General features: G+C 68.3%; 12 protein-coding genes. 5 read left to right on the top strand and 7 right to left on the bottom strand.

What is annotated here, in order from left to right; translation table 11 throughout:
* Positions 1-79: 79 nt before the first annotated feature.
* The 3 genes from ACYVAN_RS11180 to ACYVAN_RS11170 form a co-directional block, all read right to left on the bottom strand.
* Entirely contained in the window at positions 80-2,320 is a 2,241-nt protein-coding gene (locus ACYVAN_RS11180) for a VanW family protein (protein WP_460958494.1), read from the bottom strand.
* Between the two features lie 152 nt (positions 2,321-2,472).
* The gene (locus ACYVAN_RS11175) at positions 2,473-2,793 is read right to left on the bottom strand and encodes a GroES family chaperonin (RefSeq protein WP_460958492.1); all 321 of its coding nucleotides are present in this window, start codon (positions 2,791-2,793) and stop codon (positions 2,473-2,475) included.
* Positions 2,794-2,852: 59 nt separating this feature from the next.
* Positions 2,853-4,712 (bottom strand): NHL domain-containing thioredoxin family protein, encoded by a 1,860-nt coding sequence (locus ACYVAN_RS11170; RefSeq protein ID WP_460958490.1) that lies wholly within the window; start codon positions 4,710-4,712, stop codon positions 2,853-2,855.
* 212 nt (positions 4,713-4,924) lie between these two features.
* Between ACYVAN_RS11170 and ACYVAN_RS11165 the strand changes: the two genes are divergently transcribed.
* Positions 4,925-5,593, top strand: coding sequence for a hypothetical protein (locus tag ACYVAN_RS11165; RefSeq protein ID WP_460958488.1), 669 nt, complete (start codon positions 4,925-4,927; stop codon positions 5,591-5,593).
* A gap of 251 nt (positions 5,594-5,844) precedes the next feature.
* Here the strand turns inward: ACYVAN_RS11165 and ACYVAN_RS11160 are convergent, their stop codons facing one another.
* Both ACYVAN_RS11160 and ACYVAN_RS11155 read right to left on the bottom strand, forming a co-directional pair.
* On the bottom strand, positions 5,845-6,597 hold the full coding sequence (locus ACYVAN_RS11160; protein WP_460958486.1) for a DUF899 domain-containing protein: 753 nt from the start codon (positions 6,595-6,597) through the stop codon (positions 5,845-5,847).
* Between the two features lie 213 nt (positions 6,598-6,810).
* On the bottom strand, positions 6,811-7,233 hold the full coding sequence (locus ACYVAN_RS11155; RefSeq protein ID WP_460958484.1) for a RidA family protein: 423 nt from the start codon (positions 7,231-7,233) through the stop codon (positions 6,811-6,813).
* Between the two features lie 529 nt (positions 7,234-7,762).
* Between ACYVAN_RS11155 and ACYVAN_RS11150 the strand changes: the two genes are divergently transcribed.
* Positions 7,763-8,770, top strand: coding sequence for a TerC/Alx family metal homeostasis membrane protein (locus tag ACYVAN_RS11150; RefSeq protein WP_460958482.1), 1,008 nt, complete (start codon positions 7,763-7,765; stop codon positions 8,768-8,770).
* Positions 8,771-8,772: 2 nt separating this feature from the next.
* On the top strand, positions 8,773-8,934 hold the full coding sequence (locus tag ACYVAN_RS11145; RefSeq protein ID WP_460958480.1) for a hypothetical protein: 162 nt from the start codon (positions 8,773-8,775) through the stop codon (positions 8,932-8,934).
* 74 nt (positions 8,935-9,008) lie between these two features.
* On the opposite strand, the gene ACYVAN_RS11140 is transcribed toward ACYVAN_RS11145, so the two are convergent.
* On the bottom strand, positions 9,009-9,728 hold the full coding sequence (locus ACYVAN_RS11140; RefSeq protein WP_460958478.1) for a tyrosine-protein phosphatase: 720 nt from the start codon (positions 9,726-9,728) through the stop codon (positions 9,009-9,011).
* A 718-nt stretch (positions 9,729-10,446) separates the two neighbouring features.
* On the opposite strand from ACYVAN_RS11140, the gene ACYVAN_RS11135 reads away from it, so the two are divergent.
* On the top strand, positions 10,447-11,637 hold the full coding sequence (locus tag ACYVAN_RS11135) for an ATP-binding protein (RefSeq protein ID WP_460958476.1): 1,191 nt from the start codon (positions 10,447-10,449) through the stop codon (positions 11,635-11,637).
* 126 nt (positions 11,638-11,763) lie between these two features.
* Positions 11,764-13,098, top strand: coding sequence for a CoA transferase (locus ACYVAN_RS11130; protein ID WP_460958474.1), 1,335 nt, complete (start codon positions 11,764-11,766; stop codon positions 13,096-13,098).
* A gap of 24 nt (positions 13,099-13,122) precedes the next feature.
* On the opposite strand, the gene ACYVAN_RS11125 is transcribed toward ACYVAN_RS11130, so the two are convergent.
* The gene (locus ACYVAN_RS11125; RefSeq protein ID WP_460958472.1) at positions 13,123-14,400 is read right to left on the bottom strand and encodes an acetyl-CoA C-acetyltransferase; all 1,278 of its coding nucleotides are present in this window, start codon (positions 14,398-14,400) and stop codon (positions 13,123-13,125) included.
* Between the last annotated feature and the right edge of the window lie 194 nt (positions 14,401-14,594).

The raw sequence follows: 14,594 nt of genomic DNA, 5'->3' as shown, positions 1-14,594 counted from the left end.
CCGGCACCGCGCGAAGCGGTACCGGGCCTTCGTGTACTCATGGACGGCGGCTCGAGGCCGAACCGTCATGGATCACCGGTCAGCGGGGCGGTGGCCCGGCGCCGGGCGACGGGGGCGGGCCGCAGTGGACGATCGGCTGCGGTTCGTAGACCGTCTTCGTCGGGCTCTGCTTGGTCACCTCGCCGGTCTTCACGTTCTTGAGAGTTCGCGTGTCGTGCACCGTGAAACCGGGCGTGCCCTTGCTCGGGCTGCACGGCTCACCCGGCGGTACCGCCACGACCTCCGGCGGAGTCGGGTTCGACCGCTCACCGGTCTGCGAACTCACGTCGTAGAACTTGGTGCTCCAGAACTTCACGTTGATCGACGACGGCGTCCACTCCGTGGTGATCATGATCCCGTAGTCGGTCGTGTTCTTGAACTTCACGTCGATGATGCTGGTGCCATCGGGACTCTGGAACACGGTCGCTTCCCGGCCCTCCGGGTAACGACTGATGTAGTAGCTGTGCTCCTTGTGCTCGATGTCCTTCATCCCGGCGAAGTACGACGCGTTGTAGAGGGTCGTCGCGAACTGCGAGATGCCGCCGCCCACGGCCTTGCCGGGACGACCGTCCTTGATGATGCCGGACTCGACGTAGCCCTGTTCCTTGCCGCGCGGGCCGGTGTGCCCGTTGAGGCTGAAGGTCTCGCCCGGCTTGATGATCGCGCCGTTGACCTCCTCGGCCGTGCGCTTGATGTTCACCCCGGAGGCCTCTTCGAAGCCGCCGGTCTGGAACTCGCTGACGACTTCCTTGATGCCCAGCTTGTCGGCCTGCTCCGTGGTGAACTCGGCCGGTTCCTCCTGGTAGATCGCCTTGACGTTGCGATCGTTGTCCTTGCGCAGGACCTCGTTGAGCTTCTCGAAGCTCTTCTCCCAGTTGATGCCGTGCCCGTCCACGGACGGGTGCACCTTCGGCTTGCCGCCTTCGAGGACGATCCGGGCGTCCTTGCTGGGACGCATCGTCTCGGCGAGTTCCGGTTCCACCCCGGCCACCGCGGCAGGCACGTCCACCGAGGCCTTGAGCCCGCCCTGACCGTTCGGCTCGAACCGTAGCGCCTTCGCGATCTCCTCCGGCGCGAGCTCGGCGTCCTTGCCTTCGCCCTGCACCTTCACCGGAGCGGACACGGCGGGCTTCGCGAAGTTCTCCAGCGCCTGTCGCACGCCCTCGCGGGTCGTGCTGACCTGCTGCTCCTCGTACGGCAGCGCGACGGCCCCCGGCGCGGCCCACAGCGAGATCACCGCTTCGGTGGCGGCGTCGACGTCGACGCTCCGGCCGACGACCGGATCGACGGCCTTGGGCGTGACGCCGTCGAACTCGACGGTTCCCTCGGACGCTTCGCGGTTGAGCCTGGGGCTGACCTCCGCGATCGCCTCGCGCACCTGCGCCCGGTTGCCGTGGGTGACCGGATCCACCTCGCGGGTGGTGAAGAACGAGGTCAACCGGCTGATCGGGTTCCAGGACTGCTCGCCGACCTCGTTCACGGTGGCCGACCAGTCCATCTCGAGGCCGGCGGCCTCCGGGTCGATCGAGGTCTGCGCCTCACCGACCCGCACACGCACCGGCTCGTCCAACGACGTGCTGAGCTCGTTCCGCAGCTTGCTCTCGGCCGCGGCTTCGCTCAGGCCACCGATCTCGACGTCGGCGACGACGGTTCCACGTGGAACCTGACCGCTCGTCAGCGCCAGGTCGCCGATGTAGAGCAGTGCCAGCACACCGGCCGCGATACCGGCGATCACGCCCGCCCGGAACATGCCCGGGCGTTTCGGCTTGCCGTCCCCTGGACCCGGGTCGCCGCCCGGACCGGGCGGACCCGTCGGCGGCTGCGGAGGAGGCTGATTGCCGCCACCGGCGCCGCCCGCCGCTGCCCACACCGCGGTGCCACCGGCAGCGGGCGTACCGGCCGCCGGGGGAGCCGAGAAGGTCTCGGTGCGCTCGTCACCACTGCCTGCAGTCGGCTGCGGGATCGACCCGGAGAACTGCTGCGTGGCCGGTGGAACGGCGGAAATGGTTTCCGTCCGCTCCGAAGCGGCCTCGGGGGGCTCGTAGGCCACTCGCTCGGTGACCGCCGCGGACCTCATCGCCTCGCGCATCTCGTCGTCGGTGGGATCCACCCGCGAGATCTGCGTGGTCTGCTCGGTGCTGTCCTCCGGCCCGCCACCACCGGCATCACCGGCGGGCGGCGCCGGAGCGGGCACCTGGTTGGTCCGGAGCGGGTCGGTTGCCCGCTCCCCGCCGGCGTCCGACCTCGCTCCGGGCTGGGGTTGATCGTTATCTTCCGGCACCGCTTCCCCTTCTCATCTGGTCGTGCGGTGGGGCAAAACCGGCGGACAGCTTGCGGCCCGTCCCTGGCGGGAGGCCGTCACGAATGTCCGCTCTCCGTCTTCGGCTGGGTACGCACCGCCCGCGCCACCGGGCACGGCGCCGGCGATCGGATTCAGAGGTACAGGCCCGTGCCTTGCTCGGTACCTTCAGTAGCTACCGCATGCAGATCACGTTCCCGCATCACCAGGTATGACTGCCCCTGAACCTCGAACTCGTACTGGTCTTCGGGGTTGAACAACACCTGGTCGCCGACCTTGACGGCCCGCACGTGATTGCCCACCCCGAAGACCTCGCCCCAGAGCAGCCGCTTGGCCATCTGGGCGGTGGCCGGAATCACGATGCCGCCGTTGCTGCGGCGTTCTCCGGCATCCGAGGAGATCCGCACCATGACGCGGTCATGCAGCATCTGGATCTCAAGCTTGGCATCGGTCACCCGAAAAGTTTACGTGCCGTACCCGGTATGGCGTCGGACCAGGGTCCGTGAGGTTCATATCACTCGGACGAGTCCATGCCGCCCATCATCAACGGCAACCGACCGCTACCTCCCGGGACGACGCGTACCGGGACGCCCCAGTCCTGCCGGGTCAACCTGCACGTGGGGTGTTCGATCTCCGGATCGTCGTCGCAGCCCGCGGCCTGGGCGACGACGTGCAGCACGCCGTGTTCGATGCCGTCGGCGAGCACCAGCTTCCGGGTCAGGTCCGTGCCGGTTCCGGCACCTTCCACCAGCAGCTCCTCGGGGCTGGCGCTGACCTCCAACCGGGTGGAGGGGCCGAAACGCTCGTCGAGCTTGGTCCCCGGTGGCGGGGTGAACACCACCGCCAGTTCCAGTTCGCCCGGCCCGATCTCGGTGTCCGGCCGCTTGACCTGCTGGGATGCGCCCTCGATGAGTGTCGCCGACACGCCGGGCGGAACCGGGCGTTCCAGCTGGTGCGCGGCGGAGGCGACGACGACCAGCTCACCGTCGATCAGCGCGGCCCCGGACGGTTCGGCCACCTCGGTGGCGAGCGTCGAAACCTCCTCGGCGACCGGGTCGTACCGGCGGATCGCGCCGTTGTAGGTGTCGCACACGGCGACCGTGCCGTCGGGCAGGGTCGAAACCCCGAGCGGATGCTGCAGGAGCGCCTGCTCCGCGGGACCGTCGGCGTGCCCGAAGTCGAACAGCCCGGTGCCGATGGCGGTGCGCACGGCGAATCCGTCTCCGCCGGCTTCGAACCAGCGCAGCGCGGAGGTTTCGGAGTCGGCCAGCCACAACCGATCGCCACCGTCGGCCAGCCCGGACGGCTGGGCGAAGAACGCGTCCTCGACCGCACCGTCCCGCAGCCCCTCGACCGTGGTTCCGGCGAACCGGCTCACCCGGCCCTCGATCGGCTCGAACAGGCCGATCGTGTGGTTGCCCGCCATCGCGATCACCACGCCGCCCGCAGGTTCCCACCACGCGAGGTCCCACGGGCTGGTCAGCGGCGTCCGTTCCGCCGCCCCGCTGTCGACACCGTCGCGCCACTGCTCGCCGGTTCCCGCGACGGTGGTCACCGCTCCGTCGGACAACCGCACGCCGCGCAGCAGGTGGTTGACCGTGTCGGCAACCACCACGTCGTAGCCGGCCCGGGTCGCGACGGCGGGTGGCAGCAGTGCCAGTCCGGTGGGCTCGGCGAAGCTAGCGGCCTCGGCAGGGCCGTCGGTCCGGCCTCGCGAGCCGCTGCCGATCCGGTTTCGCACGGTCCGACCGTCGGCCTCCAACCGCACCAACGAGTGGTTCGCCGAGTCCGACACCAGCATGCTGCCGTCGTCGAGCCCGATGACCTTGCCGGGAAAGCGCAGCGTGGTGTCGGGGGCCTCGGGTGGCACGTACGGACCGTCTCCGCGATGCAGGGTGCCCTTCGCCGCGTGCTCGGTGACCAACTCGCCGATCACGCTGCGCAGCGCCTCGACGTGCCCTTCACCTGCCGCGACGTGCACCAGGTAGCCCTCGGGATCGACGACCGCCAGGGTCGGCCACGCCTTGACCGCGTAGTCCTGCCAGGTCGCCAGCTCCGGATCGTCGAGCACCGGGTGGTGCACCGAGTAGCGTTCGACCGCTGCTTCGAGCGCCTTCGGGTCGGCTTCGTGCTCGAACTTCGGCGAGTGCACGCCGATCGTCACGAGTTCCTCGGCGAACTCCTCCTCCAACGGCCGCAGCTCGTCGATCACGTGCAGGCAGTTGATGCAGCAGAACGTCCAGAAGTCCAAGATCACGACTTTGCCGCGGAACTCCTTGAGCTGGAGATCCCGGCCGCCGGTGTTCAACCACTGACGACCGGTCAGCTCCGGCGCGCGGACACGGGTACGGGGTTTCTGCTGCTCAACACTCATAACTCGAGTCAACAACACCGGCCGCCGATCATGTTCCCAGGGCCGCGCGACCGAGCCGGATGTCACGCGACCAGTGCGGATGACGGGGGTCAAACGGCCGGGCCCCGGAACGCAGCGGCTGCTCTTTTCAGCTGATTAACCGGGGAAAATCACCTGTCGACCACTCCTTCCCACGAAGATCTGCGACCGCATGTCCGCACTAGGGGGAAGTCGTGCCAGAGCCGAAGGGTTTCTACACCGACAAGAACGGTATCCGCCGCCCAATCATGGGCAAGAGCTCAAGCAGCGGAGTCGTGGCACTCGCGGGAGCGACGGCGTTGGCCGTCAGCGCAATAGCAGGTGGAGGATCGGTTGGTGTCGGTGCCGGTTCGGTGGCCGGCGAAAGCGTCTCGGTTCGCGTCAGCAATGCCAAGCAGTCGGCTCGCAAAGGCGACGGCAACAAGGCCTGGCAACGGATGCGGTTGCGCGTTACCCGACCGCGAGCTCCCGAACACTACCTCGACTGCGTGGTGCACTCCTTCGGTGAGGTGCGGGAGTTCTTCCTGCGCCATCCGTGCCGTTCGCTGGCCCGAACGTTGCTGCCGCTCGCCGACGATGCGGGCAACACGGCCGTCGTGTCCATCGCCTGGGTGCGGATGCCCACATCCCGCGCCGCCCGCGAACTGAACAGCCTTGACAAGCGCTACGGCACCGGCGATGTGACGGCGGCAGCCCATGACCTGCTGGCCATGGATGGCATCGCTTTCCGTGGCCAGCACTGGAACTCACGTGTGAAGGGCGACCTGCTCGTACGCGCCGAGGCGACCCAGTGGAAGGGCTCCACACCCGAGGAAGTACTCGACGGCATCGCCGAGGTGGCGACCATGCTCCCACCGCCGTGAGCTTGTCCGGAGTTCGTCAAGGTCTCGTAACCTCGCCGCGCGCCCGTTGCACACGGGCGCGCGGCGTAGTGCAGGGGCTAGCGCTTGAGGTGCTTCAGCACTCGTTCTCGGAGGATTTCGTACTCCGTGTCGAGGCGGGTGTTGCCGGTCGGGCGGGTACGGGGTTCTTGCTGCTCAACACTCATAACTCGAGTCAACACAACACCGCTTTGCGGCACGAGGAGTGCGCGACCTGTGTCAGCCGTCGACCGTCATGCCGTGGGCGGGACCCCGCCGTGCTCGTACTCGTCGTGGCGCCGCAACCAGCCGTGGCGAGGGCCGTCTTCGTTGCGGCCGAACGGTGCCCGGTCGAGGAGCGCGTAGTACGCCATCAGGGGCTCCAGCCCCCGGTAGGTGGTCGTGTAGGTATGGAAGACGACGCCATCGGATAGCGCGAAGGCCATGAGCGCGGGGACCTCTGCCATGTAATCGGCCGGGTCCGTGCCGGACATCGCAGCGCCCTCCGTGAGGTCGGCAGGGAGTTCCTCCTTCATCCAGGTCTGGACTCGCTCCGGGGTGTGCGAGAACCCGAAGTCGAACCCGAAGTCGCTGTCATGGGTGGACACCCAATTGAAGCTCCATCCCATGCGCCGCTGGTACGCACGCAGCTCCTCCAGCGGCGCGCGCGAGGCGCAGATCATGGTGACATCGCGTGCCCGCAGGTGAACCACCTGAGGATCAATGGTGTCGGCGATGCTCGAGCAGCTCGGGCACCCCGCCTCGTACGCCGGACCGAACATGAAGTGATAGACGAGCAGCTGGGAACAGCCTTGGAACAGCTCGGCAAGCGCCTTGGGCCCGGAGCTCGTGTCGAACCGGTAGTCCTTCTCGACCGGCACCCAGGGCAGCTCCCGCCGCCGCCGGGCGAGTTCGTCGTTGCGACGCGTGAGTTCCTTCTCAAGCGTCAGCAGCTCGTCTCGCGCAGCTTGCCACTCCTCATGGGTCCCGATTCTGTGCGTTGTCATGGCGTCCCCGCCTCTCGTAGTGCCGCCACCAAGTGCGCGCTGACCGGGACCTTCTCGGAAGGACCTCTGCTTGGCGGCTCATGCGGTCTTGGCGCGTCGGGCGAATCACGTGCCCGCGTCGATGGCGATTGCGACGGGGCAGACGATCACGGAGAACACGGCCAATACGCCCAAGACTCCGCAGTAGGCGGCCTGCCCGTGCGGGTCGGCGCTTTACGCGGGTAGGACGGCGATCACGTCGATCTCGACGAGCATCCCCTCGAGGGCGAGCGCAGGCACCGGGATCAGGGTCATGGCGGGCTTGTCGTCACCCCACACGCGAGCGACCTCTTCGGTCATCACGCGGAACCTATCGCGATCGTGGTCGACGATGAGGAGGTTGATCTTCGCGATGTCCCGCAGAGTCGCACCGGCGGCCGCCAGGACGGTTTCGGTGTTGGCGACCGCCTGGGCGAACTGCTCGCGGAAGTCCGCCGAGAGTCGGCCGTCCTCGGTCTCTCCGCCCTGACCAGACGGGGTGATGATGCGCCATCCGGCCGGGAACTGGACCAGGTGGGAGTATCCGTTCGGCCTCGGGTCGTACAGACCAGGCGGGTTGGTGAATGTCAGGGTGTCGATCCGGTGGTCGATCGGCATCGGTACCTCCTCGGTCGCCTCTGTCGGTGGACGCCGCGTCAGCGACTGGTCACGGCTGTCCGGTGACGATCGTGATTCTGGCCTGGCCACCTGCGGCCGGTTCTCGCTCGCGCATGAAAGGGCCCCAGAGCGGGCCATCGTCGCGTACGACTGGGCGGGCCAGCGCCCTTCCGCCGAGGCACTGTCCAGGGTCCGGGCGGACCGGCGTCTCGATACAGAGACCAAAGACCCGTCCAGAAGCGAGGGCCAACAACCCCGCACTTCGTCCTCGGCCTGATCGAGGCCGGGCGTGCTACCGCCCCGACCGGATCGCCACTGATGAGCCGGACACGCAGCGCGGGCAGAGCTGGGCCGTTCCGGGGATTTACAGGTCAGTCGGCTCTCGGCGACACTTGAAATCGAGGGGAGTACTTCACAAGCGTCGACCTGGTCAGTACGGACGTCCCGGACGTCCCCGGGCGGCCACCTGAACGGATGCACGAGGCCGAGCGGGTGAATGAGACCTCGCGAGCAATTCGCGGAGGTCTCCATGCCGGACCGATCCACACTCGCCGCTTCCTCCTCCGAGGGGTCCATCGGCACCCCGTGGCTGTGGGCGATCAGCCTCGTCGTGCTGATCGCCCTGATCATCGCGGACTTCCTGGTGACGCGTCGCCCGCACGAGGTCGCCATGCGCGAAGCCGTGTGGTGGTCGGTGTTCTACCTCGCGCTGCCGTTCATCTTCGCCATCTGGATCTGGGTGGCCTTCGACACTCCCCAGACCGTGGAGTTCATCACCGGGTTCGTGGTGGAGAAGTCGCTGTCCGTCGACAACCTGTTCGTGTTCATGCTGCTGCTGGCCGGTTTCTCCGTACCGTCCTCGCTGCAGCAGCGCGTCCTGCTCTACGGCATCGTGGGAGCGCTGGTACTGCGCGGCATCTTCATCGCCGCCGGGGCCGCCCTGCTGCAGGCGGGCACGTGGGCGTTCCTGGTGTTCGGTGCGATCCTGCTCGTCACCGCCGTCAAGATCCTGCACGAGGCGATCACCGGTTCGGCCTTCGAACAGGACGTGTCGCAGATGCGTTCGGTGCGGTTGCTGCGCCGTCTGATGCCCGTGACCGACGACTACCGCGGCACCCGCCTGTCCGTCTGGGAAGGCGGACGCCGCGCCCTGACCCCGCTGACGCTGGTCGTCGTCGCGGTCTTCGCGACCGACATCGTCTTCGCGGTCGACTCGGTGCCCGCCGTCTACGGCATCACCGAAGATCCGTACCTGGTGTTCACGACCAACGCGTTCGCCCTGCTCGGGCTGCGCGCCCTGTATTTCGTGCTGCACACGGCGCTCGCAAAACTCGTCCACCTCAACCACGGGTTGGCGATCATCCTGGCGTTCATCGGGGTGAAGCTGGTGCTGCACTGGGCCCACGGGATCTGGCCCGCAGTGCCGGACGTGCCGACGCTGCTGTCCCTGGCGGTCATCGTGATCGTACTGGCGGTAGTCACCCTGACCAGCCTTTATGCCAACCGCCTCACCGAAGGAACCACTTCCGGAGGCTGATCATGCTTACCGGTTTCCTCGTAGAACTCCTCGTGACCGTCATGGTGCTCTCGGCCCTGCTCATCACGTGCGCGGTATTGCTCGGTGCCGGCATGCCGAGCAAACCGGGCCACACCCGGACCTCACCGAACGGCGACGACCGCCCACGGCCGTTCGTGGGCTGATCCTCCGCGATGACCTCGTGAGAACCGGCGAGGTCATCGCTTCCAGCTGCCCAGTCGATCCCACCGGCGAACATTCAGGACGGCGCGCGCACCAGGCGCTTCCGGAGCGAGGCGAGCGTGTGGTCCCCGACACCGGCGGCGCGCAGGTAACCGGCGAAGTCTCGGGTCAGTACGTCTTCGATCAGCTCGGTGACCGTGACACCCTTGCCGGCCAGGTACTCCTCGACGAGCGGTCCTTCGTCCGGTCGGCCCGCGAGTTCGAACAGCGGGCGCAGGCGCCACAGGCTCAAGGAGTGGTCGGCGACGATGTCCTCGGCGGACACTCCGACGAGGGCGAGCAGCACGAGCACGACCAGACCGGTCCGATCCCGCCCCGCGCCGCAATGCACGAGCACGCCACCGTCCCGAGCGTGCGCGATCGCCGTGACGACCTCGGCGATGGTGGCGGAGAAACGGTCCAGAAAAGCGTCGTAGTACAGCGGGGTGCCGGACGGCGGGCCGTCCCAGCGATCCCAGAAGATCGTGTCGCCGCGGTTGTCCAGAGGCAGATTCACGGTGGTCAACTCGACCGGACGAGGTGCGCGGTCGGGCTCGTCCTCGTCGGGCTCGGTGAGGTCGACGACGGTGCGCACTCCGTGTTTGAGGAGCGCATCCCACCCGGCCGCCGTGAGGTGGGCGGGATCCTCGGGCCGCACCAGTGCACCTCGACGCGTCACCCCACTACGCGCCGTGCGAAGACCCCCGAGATCTCGCGCGTTGCAGCAACCGTCCCAGTCCAGATGGCGATCAGTCATGTCCGTTGAGACGCGCGATCCGAATCGAGGTTGCGTTCCTCGGGCAGTGCAGCGGTAAGCGTTCCGGCGCGGCTCGTGCGGGGCGGAGAACTCCGGAGCGGTCCGGCCAGAAACGCGCGGGATCGACACTCGATCCGGCTCGGCTGCTCTACCGAGGGGCCCGGAGCCAAAAAAGGCCCGAAATTGGAAGTCCCCGCGATGCTGCCAGGTCGGGGGTCCGACAGCACCGCGGGGTCATCCTGTGTATCGACAGCGGCCGCGTTGTCGTTACACCCAGGTCATGATGTGGCCTACGTCACCTGATCATACCAGGAAACGCCACTCTTCCGAACGACAAGCAAGTTTGTGACCAGCGAAAATCCGTGACGGGCTGTAAATCGACCCCGAACGGACCAATCCGGTCCCCCGAGCCTCGACAGGACGGCCGGGTGACGACCCGTTGAAGACCGACTGACGGCGAGGCGCCACCTCGGGGCCGGAGCGATGCCGAACCACGACGCCGTTCCGCACGTCCGCCACCGGTCGGCGAACGCCCCGCGGCATCCGCCCGGCCGAGCGCCATGCATCCGTATCGGTCGGTATTGGAAAATTGCTAGATATTGGTATAGGAGGTGATGGACCACGAGCCACCGAGCACCACCCGGCGCGACGACACACCCGATGGCCGTTTCTTGCCGAATATCGCCTGAAAACTAGAGAGCCGGATAAAGTCCGGAAGATGGACCCGGTCCGAAATCCCTTCGCGCCCGGCGCCGGTCAGCGACCGCCCGAACTCGCGGGCCGCGACCGCGAAGTCGAAGCGTTCGACGTCGTCCTGCAGCGGGTCGCTCGCGGTAGACCGGAACGCAGCCTCGTGCTGACCGGCCTGCGCGGTGTGGGCAAGACGGTACTGCTCGGCGAACTGCGGTCGATGGCCGTCCGGCGCGGTTGGGGCGCGGGCAAGGTCGAGGCGCGTCCGGACGCGGGCCTGCGGCGACCACTGTCGGCCGCACTGCACCGCGCCATCCGGGACCTCGCAGTGCGCCACCGCGCCCCGGACCGCGTCGAACGAGTGCTCGGCGTGCTCAAGGCGTTCGCGTTGAAATCAAATCCGGACGGCACCAAGCTGCGCGAACGCTGGCAACCGGGCATCGACGTGCCCGCCGCGCAGGGCAGGGCCGACTCCGGGGACATCGAGATCGACCTGGTCGAACTGTTCACCGATGTTGCCGAGATCGCCGCGGACGTCGGCACCGGAGTGGCGCTGCTGATCGACGAGATGCAGGACGTGCGCCCGGAGGACGTGTCGGCGTTGTGCGCCGCCTGCCACGAGCTTTCCCAGTCGGGCGCCCCGTTGGTGGTGGTGGGTGCGGGTCTGCCGCACCTGCCTGCCGTGCTGTCGGCCAGCAAGTCGTACTCGGAGCGGCTCTTCCGCTACGTGCGCATCGACCGACTGGTCCGCTCCGACGCCGATCACGCCGTGGTGGTGCCGATCGAGCGCGAGGAAGGTGGCATCACTTCGGACGCGCTCGACGCGCTGTTCTCGATCTCCGGCGGTTACCCGTACTTCGTGCAGGCGTACGGCAAGGCCGCCTGGGACGCCGCACCGAAGGACCCGATCGGTGCCGATGACGTGCGGCTCGCCGCCCCCGAGGCCGAGAGCGAGTTGGCCGTCGGGTTCTTCGGTTCCCGCTACGAGCGGGCGACCCCGGCCGAACGCGAATACCTGTGCGCCATGGCCGAGGTCGTCGAAGGCCAGGACGAGCCCGCGTGGACCTCGTCGGTGGCCGAATACCTGGAGCGCAAATCCTCATCGCTCTCGCCCGCTCGGGACGGGCTGATCAAGAAGGGCCTGGTGTACTCGGCCGAGCGAGGGCAGATCGCGTTCACCGTCCCGCACTTCGGCCGATACCTGCTCACCCAGGACTGAACCGGCGATGGTCCGATCCCCCAGGCTTCCGCATCCATCACCGGCGACGCACGGCGTTCCCTGTCCCTCGCTCGCGCACAATCCGCCAGAGAATTCCGGACCGGTTGAGCGAACGGAAGCCGGATCATGAGCGAGTACGGCGGAAGCGGTGCGCTGAGCGAGGCGTGGGGCGCCCTCCACGGTGGACCACTTCCGGACGAGCTCCGCGTCGAGGGAACGACCGGGCATTTCCGATCGCGGTTGCCGGTGGAGAACACCGCCATCGCCTGCGTCGGTGCGGCTTTGCTCACCGCCATCGCCCCCGGCGCTCGGTCGGCGCGGTTGGCCACCGGCCAAGTAGCCGCCGCCGTGCGCAGCGAAGCGCACGTCCGGCGCCCGGGTGGAGATGCGCCGGCCTCCTTCGCACCGCTGTCCCGATTCTGGCCCGCGGCCGACGGTTGGGTGCGAACGCACGCGAACTACCCGTGGCACCGCGCGGCGCTCCTGTGGGCGCTCGGCGAGCCGGCGGATCTCGCAGCCACGATCGAGCGCCTCCCCGCTCTGGAACTGGAGCGGCGCGTGGTCGAAGCGGGCGGCGTCGCCGCAGCCGTGCGAACCCGGCGGGAATGGCTGGCCACTCCGCAGGGGAAGGCCGCCGCCGACCTCCCACTCGTCGACGGCTACCGAATCGCCGAGGGAGCGCCACGATGTCGTGAACCCGGCGCGCTGCCTGCCTCCGGGGTGCGCGTCCTGGACCTGACACGAGTGATCGCCGGCCCGGTGTGCACCAGGTACTTGGCCGCGCTCGGCGCCGACGTCCTGCGAATCGACCCCCCGCACAAGCCCGAACCACCCAGGAACCACGACGCGATGCTCGGCAAGCGCAGCTCCACCCTCGATCTGCGCGCTCGCGCGGGGCGCGAGCGACTGCACGAACTGCTCGATTCGGCGGACGTGCTGGTGCACGGATACCGCCCCGGCGCACTCGACCGGTTCGGGCTCGACACCCGAACCGTCGCCGAGATCCACCCCGGACTCGTCGTCGTCTCGCTTTCCGCATGGGGACGATCGGGCCCCTGGTCAGGACGACGCGGCTTCGACAGCATCGTGCAGGCGGCGAGCGGGGTCGCGATGATCGAATCACCGGACGGGGAGAAGCCTGGTGCGCTGCCCTGCCAGCTCCTCGATCACGGCACCGGTTACCTGTGCGCGGGGGCGGTGTTGGACGGGCTGCGCGGGCAATCCGAGCAAGGCGGTACCCACGTGCGGGAACTCTCGCTCGCCCGCACCGCGCAGTGGCTGCTGGACCAGCCCGAGGAGGACGTGGAGACAACGCCGCACCGGTACGACGTCGGGGAATCACTGGTGACCGTGGATCGGCCGGATGGGCCGATCACGGTGGTCCGGCCGCCGGGCGAGGTCGACGGCATCCCGCTCGCCTGGCCCGAGCCGCGATCCGGGGCGTGGTCACCGCGCTGCTAGCGCCGCGACCACGCCCGACCGGCCTCAGCGCTCGACGACGGCAGTCACGCCCTGACCGCCCGCGGCGCAGACGGAGATCAGGCCACGGCCCGATTCCCGCTGCGACAGCAGCTTCGCCAGGGTCGCCACGATCCGCCCGCCGGTCGCGGCGAACGGGTGGCCCGCCGCCAGCGACGAACCGTTCACGTTGAGCTTCGCCGGGTCGATCGAACCCAGCGGAGCGTCGAGACCGAGCCGGTCCTTGCAGAACTCGGGGCTCTCCCACGCCTTCAAGGTGGCCAGCACCTGGGAGGCGAACGCCTCATGGATCTCGTAGAAGTCGAAGTCGCCCAGCCCGGCACCGGCCCGCTCGATCAGCTTCGGCACCGCGTAGGCGGGCGCCATGAGCAGGCCTTCGTCCCCGCTGACGTAGTCGACCGCGGCCGACTGGAAATCGCTGAGGTAGGCCAGTACCGGCAGCCGCCGCTGCTTCGCCCACTCCTCGCTGGCCAGCAGCACCGTGGAGGCGCCGTCGGACAACGGGGTGGAGTTGCCCGCGGTCATCGTCGCGCCCTCGCCCTTGCCGAAGACGGGCTTGAGCTTCGCGAGCTTTTCAACGGAGCTGTCCGGACGCAGGTTCTGGTCCTTCGACTGCCCCTGGAAGGCGGTGATCAGGTCTTCGAAGAAGCCGTTTTCGTAGGCTGCACCGAGCCGTTGGTGGCTGCGTGCCGCCAGCTCGTCCTGCGCCTCCCGCTCGATCTCCCAGGCCAGCGCCGTCTTGGCCGCGTGCTCGCCCATCGACATGCCGGTGCGCGGTTCGGAGTTCTGCGGGATCTCGGGAGCGATGTGCTGCGGGCGCACCTTGCTCAGCGCCTTGACCCGAGCTCCCGCGCTCTTCGCGTGGTTGGCTTCCAGCAGGATGCGGCGCAGGTCGTCGTTGACCGCGATCGGAGCGTCGCTGGCGCTGTCGACGCCACCGGCGATACCGGAGTCGAGCTGCCCGAGTGCGATCTTGTTGGCCAGCGAGATCACCGATTCGAGCCCGGTCGCGCACGCCATCTGCACGTCGTGGGCGGGAGTGGTGTGGTCGAGCGTCGAACCCAGCACGGTCTCGCGGGCCAGGTTGAAGTCGCGGCTGTGCTTGAGCACCGCGCCCGCGGCGAACTCGCCGACCCGCTCGCCGGAGAGCCCGAAACGGGCGACGAGGCCGTCGAGCGCCGCGGTGAGCATGTCTTGGTTCGAGGCTCGGCTGTACGGGCCACCGGATCGTGTGAACGGAATCCGGTTGCCGCCGACGATCGCGACCCGGCGAATGGTGGACATCCGGCGACTCCTTGTGGGCTGGAGGGGGAACTGGTTGCCTGACTGGGTCTTGCTGGACTTCTCGGAGGTGGGGCCCGCACTGGTGCCGACTTGCCGAGCCGATTAACCTACCGACGGGTAGCTTAATGGAGTTCGTCAACGACCGGCGCGCGCCCGGGGGTTCGCTCAGCGCAGGCCGGCCTGTCGAACGGCAC

Source organism: Parasphingorhabdus pacifica (assembly GCF_054779195.1).
Note: the sequence above shows the minus strand (reverse complement) of the source record. Positions and strands in the feature narration are given on the sequence as shown.